The 13,666-nt window shown below is 69.2% G+C and carries 12 protein-coding genes; 7 read left to right on the top strand and 5 right to left on the bottom strand.

All coding sequences use genetic code 11. From position 1 onward, the window contains the following. Positions 1-34 precede the first annotated feature (34 nt). The 5 genes from LCM32_RS06105 to LCM32_RS06085 all read left to right on the top strand — a co-directional run bounded on the left by LCM32_RS06105 (position 35) and on the right by LCM32_RS06085 (position 6,146). The gene (locus tag LCM32_RS06105) at positions 35-1,027 is read left to right on the top strand and encodes a BMP family protein (protein ID WP_224820173.1); all 993 of its coding nucleotides are present in this window, start codon (positions 35-37) and stop codon (positions 1,025-1,027) included. 152 nt (positions 1,028-1,179) lie between these two features. Then, a complete protein-coding gene (locus tag LCM32_RS06100) occupies positions 1,180-2,604 on the top strand; it encodes an amidase (protein WP_224820172.1) in 1,425 nt (474 codons plus the stop codon). Then, a complete protein-coding gene (locus LCM32_RS06095; protein ID WP_224820171.1) occupies positions 2,601-4,166 on the top strand; it encodes an ABC transporter ATP-binding protein in 1,566 nt (521 codons plus the stop codon). The genes LCM32_RS06100 and LCM32_RS06095 overlap by 4 nt, the downstream gene beginning before the upstream one ends. After that, entirely contained in the window at positions 4,156-5,208 is a 1,053-nt protein-coding gene (locus LCM32_RS06090) for an ABC transporter permease (protein WP_224820170.1), read from the top strand. The genes LCM32_RS06095 and LCM32_RS06090 overlap by 11 nt, the downstream gene beginning before the upstream one ends. Further along, the gene (locus LCM32_RS06085; RefSeq protein ID WP_224820169.1) at positions 5,205-6,146 is read left to right on the top strand and encodes an ABC transporter permease; all 942 of its coding nucleotides are present in this window, start codon (positions 5,205-5,207) and stop codon (positions 6,144-6,146) included. The genes LCM32_RS06090 and LCM32_RS06085 overlap by 4 nt, the downstream gene beginning before the upstream one ends. Positions 6,147-6,210: 64 nt before the next feature. Here the strand turns inward: LCM32_RS06085 and leuD are convergent, their stop codons facing one another. From leuD to LCM32_RS06060, 5 genes are all read right to left on the bottom strand, one after another. Next, entirely contained in the window at positions 6,211-6,828 is a 618-nt protein-coding gene (leuD, locus tag LCM32_RS06080) for a 3-isopropylmalate dehydratase small subunit (protein WP_224820168.1), read from the bottom strand. After that, positions 6,825-8,210, bottom strand: a complete 1,386-nt coding sequence (leuC, locus tag LCM32_RS06075; protein ID WP_224820167.1) for a 3-isopropylmalate dehydratase large subunit — start codon at positions 8,208-8,210, stop codon at positions 6,825-6,827. Before leuC ends, leuD begins: the two co-directional genes overlap by 4 nt. 11 nt (positions 8,211-8,221) lie before the next feature. Continuing rightward, entirely contained in the window at positions 8,222-9,733 is a 1,512-nt protein-coding gene (locus tag LCM32_RS06070) for a tripartite tricarboxylate transporter permease (RefSeq protein ID WP_224820166.1), read from the bottom strand. A 36-nt stretch (positions 9,734-9,769) separates the two neighbouring features. Next, positions 9,770-10,285 carry a tripartite tricarboxylate transporter TctB family protein gene (locus LCM32_RS06065; protein ID WP_224820165.1) on the bottom strand — a complete coding sequence of 172 codons (516 nt, stop codon included), beginning with the start codon at positions 10,283-10,285 and terminating at the stop codon, positions 9,770-9,772. An 85-nt stretch (positions 10,286-10,370) separates the two neighbouring features. Then, entirely contained in the window at positions 10,371-11,381 is a 1,011-nt protein-coding gene (locus LCM32_RS06060) for a Bug family tripartite tricarboxylate transporter substrate binding protein (protein WP_224820164.1), read from the bottom strand. 162 nt (positions 11,382-11,543) lie between these two features. Between LCM32_RS06060 and LCM32_RS06055 the strand changes: the two genes are divergently transcribed. Together LCM32_RS06055 and LCM32_RS06050 are read left to right on the top strand one after the other, a co-directional pair. Then, positions 11,544-12,398, top strand: coding sequence for a GntR family transcriptional regulator (locus tag LCM32_RS06055; RefSeq protein WP_224820163.1), 855 nt, complete (start codon positions 11,544-11,546; stop codon positions 12,396-12,398). Continuing rightward, positions 12,395-13,255, top strand: a complete 861-nt coding sequence (locus LCM32_RS06050) for an isocitrate lyase/PEP mutase family protein (RefSeq protein WP_224820162.1) — start codon at positions 12,395-12,397, stop codon at positions 13,253-13,255. Before LCM32_RS06055 ends, LCM32_RS06050 begins: the two co-directional genes overlap by 4 nt. The last annotated feature ends 411 nt before the right edge of the window (positions 13,256-13,666 follow it).

Here is a 13,666-nt window from a genome sequence, read left to right as displayed (position 1 = left end):
GGGGTATACCACTGACAGTCACGGGAGATTTCACATGACCAAGCTGATCCTCAACCGCCGCCGCCTGCTCGGCACCGGCGCCGCGCTGGGCGCAACGACGCTCTTCGCGCCCTCGATCCTGCGCGCGCAGGGCGCCCCGGTGAAAGTGGCGGGCATCCATGCCTCGCCGGTCGAGAACGCCTGGAACTCGGTCCTGCACGCGGCCATGGTGGCCGCCGATGCGGACGGGGCGATCGAATACACCTTCTCCGAGGGCGTCTCGGGCACCGATTACCCGCGCGCCATGCGGGAATATGCCGAGGCAGGCAACGTCCTGATCGTGGGCGAATCCTACGCGGTGGAGCGCGAGGCGCGCACCGTGGCGGGCGACTACCCCGACACCGCCTTCCTCATGGGCTCCTCCGGCGAGGCTGCAGGCGACAACTTCGGCGTCTTCGGCACTTGGAACTGGGAAGCGGCCTACCTCTGCGGGATGCTGGCCGGCGCCATGACCAAGACAGGCACCGTCGGCTCCGTTGGTGCGATCCCGATCCCGGAAGTGAACATGCTGATCAACGGCTTCGCGGATGGCGTGAAGGCGGTGAACCCCGAGTGCAAACATGTCGTCAGCTTCATCGGCACCTTCTTCGATCCGCCCAAGGCGCGCGAGGCGGGCCTTGCCCAGATCGACGCCGGGGCGGATATCCTCTTCGGCGAGCGGATCGGCACGGCGGATGCGGCGCAGGAGCGGGGCATCAAGGCCATCGGCTCGCTCATCGACTACACGCCGCGCTACCCGGATACGGTTTTTGCCAATGCCATGTGGTCCTTCCGCCCGCTGCTCGACGCGGCGCTGGCCGATGCCACCGGCGGGATGCCGGTCGGCAAGAACTACACGCCGCTCAGCCTGATGAAGGACGGCGGCAACGACATCCTCTTCACCGAGGGCGTGGCCCCGGCAGAGGCCGTGGCCAAGATGGAAGAGGTCCGCGCCGCCATCAAGGCGGGCGAGTTCGAAGTGCCGCGCAACTTCGACGAACCCGCGTAAGCGGCTGATCCCGAAGGGATGTGCAGCGCCCTGTCCGGCACCGGGCAGGGCGTTCGCGTCTCGCGCGCTCATGGCGGCGCGGCATTGACCGCGCGCAGCCGGGGCGGCATCACCGTCGGGACGGAACGCGCGACGCGCGAGGGGGACAGCGGATGACACAGACGCTCAGCGACGCGCCGGAGGCCCGCAGCGCCGGCTACGCCGATGCCACGGCACTGGCGCAGGCCATCGCGGCTGGCGAGATCACGAAGGCCGGGGCGATGCGGCGCGCCCGCGCCCGGGCGGCGGAGGTGGCGAACCTCGGTGCAGTCTGCTGGCTGGCCGAAAGTGATCCGGCCGAGGTGAGCGTGGAGACCGGTGCTGAGACCGGCGCAGAAATCGGCGCGGCCCCCTTCGCGGGCGTGCCTCTGCTGGTCAAGGACCTCGGCGGGCCCTTCGCAGGCATCCCGATGCGGGCGGGCTCCAAGGCGCTCGCCCGGATGAAGGGCGCCTCTGACAGCGATCTGGCACAAAAGTTCCGGGCGGCGGGCTTCCGGCCCTTCGGCGCAACGACGGTGCCGGAATTCGGGCTCTCGCTTTCCTCCGAACCGGCTGTCGGGCCGCGCTGCCGCAACCCGCTTGATCCGGCGCGCACGGCGGGTGGCTCTTCTGGCGGGGCGGCTGCGGCGGTGGCGGCGGGGATCGTGCCGCTGGCGCACGCCACGGATGCGGCGGGCTCGATCCGGGTGCCGGCGGCCTGCTGCGGCCTCGTGGGGCTGAAACCCTCGCGCGGGGCCATTCCCGGGGGCCCGGGCTTTGGCAACCATCTTGGCGGGATCGCCACGGAATTCGCGCTGACCCGCACGATCCGCGATGCGCAGGCGCTCTTTCCCTGCCTGACCGGGCAGGCCCGCGGCCCCGCGCCGGACCCGGCGCAGCTGCCCACGGGCAAGGCGCTGACCATCGGCCTCGTCACCGGGACCGAGGGCATCGCGCCGGAACGTGCCGCCGCCGTCGAGGCCGCCGCCGGGACGCTTGCGCAGGCGGGCCACCGGATCGAGGAGGTGCCCGTCTCGGACCTCGCCCAGATCATGAAGATCAGCGCCCGGGCCTTCGACCGGATTGCCTCGGCCAACCTCGCGGGGCTGGTGCAGGCCGGGCTGGATCCTGCGCTTTTCGAACCTCTGACGCGCGCCTTCGTGGCGCGGGGGCAGGCGCTCTCTGCCGTCGATCTCTACCGCGCGCAGGAGGGGATCGCGACGGCGGCCCACCTGCTGTGGCGGCTCTTTGACCGGGTGGATGTGCTGCTGACGCCGATGCTGGCTTCCGCGCCGGTGCCGCTTGGCAGCTTCCCCACCGATCACGACGACCCGCAGGCACAGCTGGACCGGATGGCCGCCTTCGCGCCCTTCACGGCCATGGCCAATGTCACCGGCGCCCCTGCGCTGACCCTGCCGGTGGGGGCCGATGCCGAGGGGCTGCCGCTGCCGGTCCACCTGATCGCGCCCATGGGCGGTGACCTGCGCCTGTTGGCCCTTGGCCGCCTGCTGGAGGGCGGCTGGACCCACCCGATCCCGCTTTTCGGAGGTGCCGCATGAGCCCGCCCGCTTCGCCGACTGCAACCCGCGTTCTGGAACTCGACCGGATCACCAAGCGCTTTGGCCCGGTGACGGCGAATGAAGACGTTTCGCTCCACCTCGACCGGGGCGAGATCGTCTCGCTTCTGGGGGAGAACGGCGCGGGCAAGACCACGCTGATGTCGATCCTCTTTGGCCAGTACACCGCCGACGAGGGCCATGTGCGGGTGGAGGGGCAGGAACTGCCGCCGGGCAAGCCGCGGGCCGCGATCCGCGCGGGCGTCGGCATGGTGCACCAGCATTTCGCGCTCGCCCCCAACCTGACGGTTCTGGAAAACGTCATGACCGGGACCGAACCGCTGTGGAAGTTCCGCTCGGACCGGGCGGGGGGCCGCGCGCGGCTGATCGCGCTGTCGGAGAAGTTCGGCCTGAAGGTGGACCCGGACGCCCGCGTCTCGGACCTCTCGGTGGGCGAATGCCAGCGGGTCGAGATCCTCAAGGCGCTCTACAACGATGCCCGTATCCTGATCCTTGACGAGCCCACCGCCGTGCTGACCGCGCAGGAGGCAGAGGGGCTCTTCTCCACCCTGCGGGAGATGGCGCAGAAGGGGCTCTCGCTCATCTTCATCTCCCACAAGCTGCATGAGGTCATGTCGGCCTCGGACCGGGTCGTGGTGCTGCGCCGGGGCCGGGTGGTGGCAGAGCGGAAGACCTCCCAGACCTCGAAGGAGGAACTGGCCTCCCTCATGGTCGGGCGCGAGGTGAAACGCCCGGCGCGGCCGCCCTCGACCCCCGGTCGGGTGCTGCTGGAGGCGGTGGACGTCCACGTGGGCGGCCGGGGCGGGGCCTCGCTCAAGGGCGTCAGCTTCCGCCTGCACGCGGGCGAGACACTGGGGATCATCGGCGTTTCCGGCAACGGGCAGACGACACTGGCGGGACTGGTCTCGGGGCTGCATGCGCCCGACAGCGGCAGCCTGCTGATCGACGGGCAGACGCCCGCGCGCCATGACGTGCCCCATGCGATCGCGGCGGGCATCGGGCGCATCCCCGAGGACCGCAATGCGGAGGGCTCCATCGGGGACATGACCACATGGGAGAACACGGTGCTGGAGCGCATCTGGTCGCCCGAGTTCTCGCGCCGGGGCATGGTGAAACGCGCCGCCGCCCGCGCCGCGACCGAGGCGATCATCCGCGATTACGACGTGCGCGGTGCCACGGTGGAGGGGCGTATCCGGCTGCTGTCGGGCGGGAACATGCAAAAGCTGATCCTTGGCCGGGTGCTGAACGCCGGGCCGGATATCCTTGTCGCGGCCCAGCCGAGCCGGGGGCTGGACGAGGGCGCCATCGCGGGTGTCCATGAACGCCTGCTGGAGGCGCGCGGGCGCGGGGCCGGGGTGCTGCTGATCTCGGAGGACCTCGAAGAGGTGATCGGCCTGTCGGACCGTATCCGCGCCATCGTGAACGGGCGGCTGTCGCCCGCGATCCCGGTGGAGAAGGCCGATGCCCAGACCCTCGGGCTGATGATGGCCGGCGACTGGAGCGCGGCGGCTGCACTGGAAGCGGAGGCCTCCCATGCGCTTTGAACGCCGCGACCATCCCTCGCGGGCCCTGACCCTGCTGGCGCCGGTGGGCGCGATCCTCGTGGCGCTGCTGGTGGCGGGCGGGCTGATCGCGCTCGCCGGGGCCAACCCGCTGCGGGCCTACGGGCTGATCCTCAAGGGGGCCTTCGGCTCCCGCCTTGGCATCTCGGAAACGCTGACGCGGGCCACGCCGCTGATCCTGACCGGGCTGGCCGCCGCCGTGGCCTTCCGCGCGCGGCTCTGGAACATCGGCGGCGAGGGGCAGCTTTACATGGGGGCGCTTGCGGTGGCGGGCTTCGGCATGATCCCGGCGCTTGTCGCGCTGCCCGCGCCGGTGGCGATCCTGCTCTGCCTTGCCGTGGGGGCCGTGGCGGGGATGGTGCTGCTGCTGGTGCCGCTGGGGCTGCGGCTGAAATTCGGCGTGGACGAGGTGGTGACGACGCTGCTTCTGAACTTCGTCGCCGTGCTTTTCGTCTCGCTGATGATCGAGGGGCCGATGAAGGACCCGCTGGCCTTCGGCTGGCCGCAATCGGTGCCGGTGCCCGACAGCGCGGTGCTGCCGCAGCTGATGGCGCGGACCCGGCTGCACCTTGGCCTGCTGATCGCGGTGGCGGCGGCGGTCTTCACCTGGTGGCTGCAATCGCGCACTGTCTTCGGGATGCGGGCGCGGGCGGCGGGGCTGAACCCGCGCGCCGCGGCCTTTGCCGGCGTGCCGCTGGGGCGGACGCTGATCGCGGTGGCCTGCCTTTCCGGCGGGATGGCGGGGCTTGCGGGCGCGATCGAGGTCATGGGGGTGAAGGGCTATGTCACCACCGATCTCTCGCCCAGTTATGGCTATTCCGGCATCATCATCGCGATGCTGGCCAACCTGAACCCCATCGGGGTGATCGGGGCCGCGCTCTTCTCGGCCGTGATGTTCGTGGGCGCGGACAGCATGAGCCGCGCGCTCTCGATCCCGTCCTATATCGCCGATGTCACCGTCGCCCTGTCGCTGCTGACCATGCTGGTGGCGATCTTCCTCACCCAGTACCGGATCCGCAGATGAGCGTTCTATTCGATATCCTCTCCTCGGTCGGCATGTGGGAGGCGGTGCTGCGCATTGCCACGCCGCTGATCTTCGGCACCCTTGGCGTGCTGCTGTGCGAACGGGTCGGCGTTCTGAACCTCGGGATCGAGGGGATCATGACCTTCGGCGCCATGGTCGGCTGGCTGAGCGTCTACAACGGTGCGGACCTCTGGACCGGCATGCTCGTGGCCGCTGCCGCCGGGGCGATGTTCGGCCTGCTGCATGCGCTGATGACCGTGCCGCTGGGGTTGAGCCAGCATGTCACCGGGCTTGGCATCACGCTCTTCGCCTCGTCGTTTTCCTATTACCTCTTCCGCCTCGCGGTGCCGACGTCCTCCTCGCCGCCCACGGTGGAGCCGTTCCGCCCGCTGGCGGTGCCCGTGCTGTCGGACATACCCTTCGTCGGGCCCGTGCTCTTCACCCAGACGCCGCCGACCTACCTTGCGCTTGTGCTGGTGGCGCTGCTGGCCTGGGGGCTCTACCGCACGCCGCTGGGGCTGGCGCTGCGCATGACCGGCGAGAACCCCCATGCGGTGGATGCACAGGGGATCGACCCGGTGCGCCTGCGGATTGTCACGATCATGGCGGGCTCGGCGCTGATGGCCATGGGCGGGGCCTTCCTGACGCTGGCGGCCTTCAACAGCTTCTTCCCCACGATGGTACAGGGGCGGGGCTGGATCTGCGTGGCGCTGGTGGTCTTTGCCAGCTGGAAGCCGGGCCGGGCCCTGCTGGGCGCGCTGCTCTTTGCCTTCTTCGATGCCTTCCAGCTGCGGCTTCAGACCGTGGTGGACGGCGTGCCCTACCAGCTGTTCCTGATGCTGCCCTACCTGCTGTCGATCCTCGCGCTGATCCTGATGGCGCGGCGGGCACGGGTGCCGCAGGCGCTGATGCAGCCCTACCGGCGCGGCGAACGGTAAGACGGCAAAAGGGGCGGCCATGGCCGCCCCTTTCGATTCTTGCGAGTGGTGCTGTTGGGCAGGATCAGCCTGCCTTGCGGGGCCTGATCCACGGGCGGGCGCCGAAATAGGACGCCTCGAACGCCGCGATCCGGTCGGCGTCCTGCAAGGTGGCCGAGAGATCGTCGAGCCCGTTTTCCAGCCGGTGCTTCAGCCGCGGGTCGATCTCGAAGGCAAAGACCTCGTTGCCGATGGTGACGCGCTGCGCGGGCAGGTCGACCTGCGCGGGCGTGCCCGGTGCCTCGGCCAGTTTCGCCAGCAGCGCCTGCACCGTGGCGGGCGGCAGGGCGATGGTCAGCAGGCCGTTCTTGCCCGAGTTCGAGCGGAAGATATCCGCGAAACTCGGGGCGATGACGGCGCTGACGCCGTAATCCAGCAGCGCATAGACCGCCGCCTCGCGGGAGGAGCCGCAGCCGAAGTTGTCATCCGCCACCAGCACCGTCGGCCCCTCGGGCAGGGCGTTGAGGGGGAAGTCGGCCTTGGCCGCGCCGTCCTGATCAAAGCGCATGTCGTGGAAGCACTGGTCGCCGTAGCCATCCGTGCGCGAGCGGCTCATGAAACGGGCCGGGATGATCTGATCGGTGTCGACGTTGGCGCGGGGCAGGGCGGCGGCGGGGCCAGAGAGGGTCTTGATCGGTTTCACGCCTTGGTCTCCTCTGCCAGCAGCGCGCGGGCATCGCTGATCCGTCCGGTGACGGCGGCGGCGGCCACCATCTGCGGGCTCATCAGGTGGGTGCGGGCGCCGGGGCCCTGACGGCCACGGAAGTTGCGGTTCGAGGTCGAGGCGCAGCGTTCGCCCGAAGCCACCAGATCGCCGTTCATGCCGACGCAGAGCGAACAGCCGCTCGCACCCCACTCGGCCCCGGCCGCGCGGAAGATATCCGCGATGCCAAGCTCTTCGGCCTGCCGGGCCACGTCGTCGGAGCCGGGCGAGACCAGCAGCGGCACGGCAAGGCTGCGCCCCGCCAGCACCGCGGCAGCGGCCTTGAGGTCCGAGAGCCGCCCGTTGGTGCAACTGCCGATGAAGGCGCGGTCCACGGTGATACCGGTGATCGGCGCGCCGGCCTCCAGCCCCATGTAGCCCAGCGAGTCGCCGTTGGCGTCCGCGGGGATCGCGCCATCGACGGGGGCGACCTGCTCGGGGCTTGTGCCCCATGTGACCATCGGGGCGACCTCGGCGGCGTCCAGTTCGACCTCGCGGTCATAGACGGCGCCCGGGTCGGCGGTCAGCCCGCGCCACTCGGCCACCGCCGCCTCCCAGTCGTCGCCCGCGGGCGCCATGGGGCGGCCCTTGAGCCAGTCGAAGGTCGTCTCGTCCGGCGGCACGAAGCCCGAGCGTGCGCCCATTTCGATGGTCATGTTGCAGAGCGTCATGCGCTCTTCCATCGAAAGCGCGGCAATGGCCGCGCCGTCGTATTCCACCGCATGACCCGTCGCACCGCCGGTGCCGATCTTCCAGATGATCGCAAGGGCTAGGTCCTTGGCCGTGGTGCCTGCGGGCAGGCGGCCGGTGACGCGGATGCGCATGACGGGCACGGGCTTTTGCCAGAGCGTCTGGGTCGCCATCACATGGGCCACCTCGGAGGCGCCGATGCCGAAGGCGAAGGCCCCGAAGGCGCCATGGGTCGCGGTGTGGCTGTCGCCGCAGACCACGGTCACGCCGGGCAGGGTGAGGCCCTGTTCCGGCATCGCCACATGGACGATCCCGCGCCGGGGATCGCCGATGCCGAAGCTGTCGATGCCGAAGTCGCTGGCGTTGCGTTTCAGCCGGTCGATCATCGTGGCCGTCGTCTCTGTCGCCCGCAGCGGGCTGGAGGGGGCGTAATGATCCGCCACGCCGAAGGTCAGCTCCGGGTGGCGCAGCTCGCGGCCGGTCTCGCGCAGGCGGGCGAAGGCGTGGTGCGAGCCCTCGTGCAGGTAATGCCGGTCGATATAGAGCAGATCGGTGCCGTCCTGCGTCAGGACGCGGTGCCTGTCCCAGATCTTGGCGATGGCGGTGCGGGGGGCCGTGTGGTGAGGGGACATCCGGGCTCTCCTTATTCGGCGATGACGGGGGCGGTCTGACGGCTCATCCGCTTGCCGACGAGGACCGCCAGCAGCATGAGGATCAGCAGCACCAGCATCACCATGGTGATCGGGCGGGTCAGGATGAAGGCCGGGTCGCCGCCGGAAATCTGCCACGAGCGGGTCAGCTCGCCCTCGGCCATGGGGCCGATCAGCAGGCCCACCACGGTGGCCGTCACCGGGTAGCCGTAGCGCCGCATGATCCAGCCGAGCGCGCCCGCGCCCGCCACGGTCAGCGGCCCGACGATGGAGCCGGTGATCGCATAGGTGCCCATCATCGAGACCGAGAGCACGTAGGGGATCAGGTAGCTGAGGCGGATCTTCACGATCGAGGAGGCGAGGAAGACGAAGACCAGCCCGACCCCCAGCAGCAGGATCGCCTGCGCGATGTTCCCGAGGATCAGCGCATAGACGATATCCGTGTTCTCGGAGATGAAGCGGGGGCCGCCGGTGACGTCATGCATGGCGAAGGCGCCTAGTAGGATCGCGGTGCCCGCGCCGCCCGGCAGGCCGAGCGCCAGCAGGGTGACCATGCCGCCGCCCTCGGAGGAGGAGTTGGCGGCCTCGGAGGCGACGACGCCCTCGCGGTTGCCCTTGCCGAAGGTCTCGGGCTCCTTGGATAGCCGCTTGGTGGCGGCGTAGGAGGCGAGGTTGGCGACTGAGGCGCCCACGCCGGGGATGATCCCGATCAGCGTCCCGATGGCCGAGCCGCGCAGCACCTGCGGCCAGCCGCGCATCGTGTCGCCCGCGCCCTTGAGGATCGGCTTCAGCTTCATCTTGCGCATCTCGCGGTCGGCGATCAGGTAGTCGCGGCCCGCCATGTTGATCAGCTCGGAAGCGGCGAAGAGGCCGATCAGCGCCGGGATCGCGGGAATGCCATCGAGCAGGTACATCGAGCCGAAGGTGCCGCGCATCAGCCCGGTGTCCGAATAGCCGATGGTGCTGATCAGGATGCCGAGGATGCCTGCGGCAAGGCCCTTGGCGATGGAACTGTCGTTCAGCACCGCGATCAGCAGCAGGCCCCAGATCGCGACGATCAGCATCTCGGTCGGGCCCAGCATCAGCACCCATGTGGCCACCGGCGAGACGATGAACATCAACAGGATGTAGCCGAAGAGCGTGCCCACGGCCGAGGCCACGAGCCCCGCGCCGAGCGCCTCGCCGTGCTGGCCCTTCTTCGACATCGGGTAGCCGTCGAAGGCGGTCGCCACGGCGGAGGAGGTGCCGGGGATGTTCATCAGGATCGCGGGCACCGCGCCGCCGAAGCCGCCGCCGGTGAAGATCGCGGTCAGGAAGAGGATCGCGGGCAGGAAGTCCATGTAAAGCGTGGCGGGCAGGAAGACCGCCATGGCGATGGAGATGGAAAGCCCCGGGATCGCCCCGAAGACCAGCCCGATGAACAGGCCGGGGATCACCACAAGCCAGGCCAGCGGATCGCTGCCCAGCAGGGAAAGGGCGGCGGAGAAGGCGGAAAGGTCGATCATCTGGGTCGTGTCCCGATAGTGGTCATCCGACGCGGCTCAGAAGAGCAGCACCGGCAGGCGGACCATCAGCAGGTCCGTGAAAATCCATGTCATCAGCGCGGCACCGGGCACGGCGGCCAGGGCCAGCTTCCACAAGCTGCGTTCGCCCTGGATGATCAGGGCGAGGGCGATGAAGACAGCGGTGCCCACGTCGAAGCCGATCCAGGGCAGCAGGCAGGCATAGACCCCGGTGAGCACCAGCAGGGCGATGCCCTTGGTCTCTTCGCGCAGCGGGCGGCGGGTGATCTGGGCCAGACCCTTGAGCGGGGCCAGATCGGCGATCCCGGCCCAGAGGGCGGCGGCCACGCCGATCACCGCGGCGGGCAGGATCAGCAGGTAATCCGTCAGGCCGCGGGCCACGCCCATCACGCTCCAGGCATAGAAGGCGAGGGCGGCGGCGAGGACGAGGGCGAAGACGAGGGCGCCCCAGTTGCGGCGCGGCGCAGGATCGCTCTGGGTCGGACCGCCTTGCGTTTCGGGGGCGACCGGAGGGGTGGAGGTGGCGTCAGTCATGTCGTGCGTCCAGCGGTGGAGGGTGGGGCAGGGCCCGCGGGGCCCCACCCTTGGTCGTCACATGTGGCGGCGCTTTCGGGCGGCCTCAGTTCACCACGTCGCTGAGCGCTTCGAGCGCGGTATAGGCGTCGTCGACCATCTTCTGGCTGGCCTCGGGGCCGACCCAGTCCGCGCCGAGGCCGGCCTGTTTCGCGGCGTCCTTGTAGGCGTCCGAGGTCACCACCGTTTCATAGGCCGCGACCAGCTTGGAATAGCGGTCGGGATACTCGCTCTCGAAGGCGGCGGGGATCAGCAGGCCGGTGATGTTGCCGCCGATGATCGGCTGCGCCTCGGCCCCGAGAGAGACCAGTGCGTCGTTCAGCAGCGGTGCGCCGAGCCCGTCGGGATCGTTGTCGTTGACCACGGCGAGGACGCGCAGGCTGTCCATGATCGAGGCGGCACCGCGGGCCGCGATGACCTCGAAGTCGACCTGGTTGCCGGCAAGGGCCGTGCGCAGCGGGGCACCGCCGTCATAGGTGACGAAGCGCACGTTGTCGGCGGGAATGTCGAGGGCCTCCATCGCGACGAGGGTCTGCAGGTGGCCGCCGTTGCCGTAGATGATCCCCGAGGAGACCTTGCCGGGCTCCTTCATCGCCTCGACCAACTGGTCGAAGGTCTCGTAGGGGCTGTCGTTGTGGACGGCGACGATGGCGTAGTCGTTCCACTGGGCGTTGAGGAACTTGAAGTCCTCCCATTTCACCGGGGCGCCGCCCACGAGGATCGCGTTGGCGAGGTAGGGCGTCGCCTGCATCAGCAGCAGCGTGTTGCCATCGGGCTTGGACTGGCGGGCGACATAGGTCGCGCCGAGGCCGCCTGCGCCGCCGGGCCGGTTCTCCACCACCACGGGCACGCCGAGCTCTTCGGAGAGCGGCTCCGACAGGGTGCGGGCCATCCGGTCGGCCGAGCCGCCTGCCTTGAAGGGCACCACGATGGTGATCGGGTCCTCGGGCCAGGCGTCGGCGGCCTGTGCGCCGGTCAGCGTGACGCCGGCAAGGCCCAGCGATGCGGCGGCGGTGCAGATGAAGCGGCGGCGCGATGCGCCGGTGAATTTCAGCATGGTATCCTCCCATATCCGGCCAATTCCGGGACGGACCCCGTGGCCCGCATGGCCTGAAAGCTATCAAGTCTTAATGTCATGTCAATAATACATTTGGGGTTGGACGCTGATCAACTTCCGGTTAACAATCGCCGTCAACGGGAGGAAATCTGAGGAAGAGCCATGGCAGAACAGCCGCGTAACCGGCCTTCGGGCAACGTCGTGACGGGGTCCGCTTCCTTTGGGGGCGCCGCCTCGGGCGAGGAAAGCCTCTGGCCCAAGCACCACCGCGTCTACCTGATTCTGAGGCAGGAGATCGAAGACGGGGTTTATACCGACGTGGAACCCATGGCGGGGGAGCTGGCGCTTGCGGATCGATTCGAGGTCTCGCGGATCACGATCCGCAAGGCGATGGACCGTCTGGCGCAGGAGGGCCGGGTCGAACGGCAGCGCGGGCGCGGCACCTTTGCCCGGCGCGACAGCCGTCCCTCGCCCGTGGGGGCCAGCCTTTCGGGCAATATCGAGAACCTGATCGCGCTTGGCCTTCAGACCGACGTGGAGCTGATCGACCTGACCTATGTCATCGCCCCGCCGCAGGTCTGCGACGCGATGCAGGTGCCCCATGGCACCGTGATGCAGCGCGCCGTCCGGGTGCGCAGCCACGAGGGCGTGCCCTTCAGCCACCTGACCACATGGCTGCCCGAGCCCATCGGGCGCAGTTTCACGCCGGAGGAGATGCAGTGCACGCCGCTCCTGCGCCTGATCGAGCGCGCGGGTCATCCCATCGCCTCGGCCCGGCAGGCGATCACCGCCAAGCTGGCCACGCCCGAGGTGGCGCATCTGCTGCGGATCGAGCCGGGCGAGGCGCTGCTTTCCGTCCGCCGCCTCGTCTTCGACGATGCCGGGGCAGTGGTGGAATACATCAACGGGCTCTACCGGCCCGACACCTACGAACACGAGATGGAATACGACCGCAGCCAGACGAAGGCGGCGCAAATCTGGACCACCAAGGACACCGCGACCGGAGCAGACCGATGACCTCTCTCAAGACCCTTCTGGCCGATCCCGCCCGCGGCATCGTGGCCCCCGGCGTCTATGACGCCTTTACCGCGCTGCTGGCCGAGCAGGCGGGCTTTGACTGCCTCTACCTTTCCGGTGCCTCGATCGCCTACACCCGGCTGGGGCGGCCCGACATCGGGCTGGTCTCCGTCTCCGAGGTGATCTCTACCGTGGAGCTGATCACCGACCGCGTCGGCCTGCCGATGATCGTGGACGGGGACACCGGCTTCGGCAATGCGCTGAACGTGCAGCGCACGGTGCGCGGCTTCGAGCGCGCGGGCGCGCAGGCGATCCAGATGGAAGACCAGAGCTTCCCCAAGCGCTGCGGGCACCTCGCGGGCAAGAAGCTGATCCCCGCCGCCGAGATGGTGGGCAAGATCCATGCCGCCGTGGACGCGCGGAAGTCCGAGGGCTTCCAGATCATCGCCCGGACCGATGCCATCGCCGTCGAGGGTTTCGACGCCGCGCTGGAGCGGGCAGAGATGTACGTGGAGGCCGGGGCCGACGTGCTCTTCATCGAGGCGCCGCGCTCGCTGGAGCAGATGGAGGTGATCGCCAAGACCTTCGCCGCGCGCATCCCGCTGCTGGCGAATATGGTCGAGGGCGGCATGACGCCCATGGGCTCGGCGCAGGAGCTGCACGACCGGGGCTTCCGGGTGGTGATCTTCCCGGGCGGCGTGGCGCGGGCGATGCTGCGGCAGGGGCAGGCGTATTACGCCTCGCTCAAGGAGAACGGAAGCAACGCGCCCTTCAAGGAGCGGATGGCGGTTTTCGACGAGCTGAACGAGGTGATCGGCCTGCCGCAGATGCTGGAGCATGGCGCGAAATACGAGTGATCCGGGGCAGAGGCCCTGACGGATCGGCACCCGGAGGCGCAGGCTTCCGGGTGTTTTTGTTTGGTGCGCTGATCACGTTCAAACCCACACGCTGGACATGAAACGCGAAGGGCAGCAGCCGACCCGCGGGGTGGCGCAATAGCGCCGCCCCAGGGGGGCGGGTCGGCGCTGCCCGGCCTCTCGGCCGGTCGGGACATTCCTTGAGGGTAGGGGGTGACGGTGAGGCCTTGGAGCTTAGCATGCCTCCCTGCCTTCGGAGCATTGCGCAGGGTTGGGAGAAGACAGCGCCACCAGCGGGGCTTCCCGCGGCGGAGGAATGGCGCGGAGGACCTGCGCCACCAACGAACCACCGCCCCGCCAAAACAAAGTTCCCTTTATGTTCTCTTAACGCTATCCTGCCGCAAAACGCAA

The sequence above is a fragment of the Pseudooceanicola nanhaiensis genome (assembly GCF_020171315.1).
In the GTDB taxonomy this organism is placed as follows: domain Bacteria; phylum Pseudomonadota; class Alphaproteobacteria; order Rhodobacterales; family Rhodobacteraceae; genus Pseudooceanicola; species Pseudooceanicola nanhaiensis_A.
This window is presented reverse-complemented; position numbering and strand designations above follow the sequence as displayed.

Excerpts from the sequence above, each read along its gene's own strand:
- LCM32_RS06050 (WP_224820162.1), top strand. The coding sequence starts at position 12,395 with ATGACCTCTCTCAAGACCCTTCTGGCCGATCCCGCCCGCGGCATCGTG.
- LCM32_RS06090 (WP_224820170.1), top strand. The coding sequence starts at position 4,156 with ATGCGCTTTGAACGCCGCGACCATCCCTCGCGGGCCCTGACCCTGCTG.
- LCM32_RS06060 (WP_224820164.1), bottom strand. The coding sequence starts at position 11,381 with ATGCTGAAATTCACCGGCGCATCGCGCCGCCGCTTCATCTGCACCGCC.
- LCM32_RS06105 (WP_224820173.1), top strand. The coding sequence starts at position 35 with ATGACCAAGCTGATCCTCAACCGCCGCCGCCTGCTCGGCACCGGCGCC.
- LCM32_RS06055 (WP_224820163.1), top strand. The coding sequence starts at position 11,544 with ATGGCAGAACAGCCGCGTAACCGGCCTTCGGGCAACGTCGTGACGGGG.
- LCM32_RS06095 (WP_224820171.1), top strand. The coding sequence starts at position 2,601 with ATGAGCCCGCCCGCTTCGCCGACTGCAACCCGCGTTCTGGAACTCGAC.
- leuC (WP_224820167.1), bottom strand. The coding sequence starts at position 8,210 with ATGTCCCCTCACCACACGGCCCCCCGCACCGCCATCGCCAAGATCTGG.
- LCM32_RS06100 (WP_224820172.1), top strand. The coding sequence starts at position 1,180 with ATGACACAGACGCTCAGCGACGCGCCGGAGGCCCGCAGCGCCGGCTAC.
- LCM32_RS06065 (WP_224820165.1), bottom strand. The coding sequence starts at position 10,285 with ATGACTGACGCCACCTCCACCCCTCCGGTCGCCCCCGAAACGCAAGGC.
- LCM32_RS06085 (WP_224820169.1), top strand. The coding sequence starts at position 5,205 with ATGAGCGTTCTATTCGATATCCTCTCCTCGGTCGGCATGTGGGAGGCG.
- LCM32_RS06070 (WP_224820166.1), bottom strand. The coding sequence starts at position 9,733 with ATGATCGACCTTTCCGCCTTCTCCGCCGCCCTTTCCCTGCTGGGCAGC.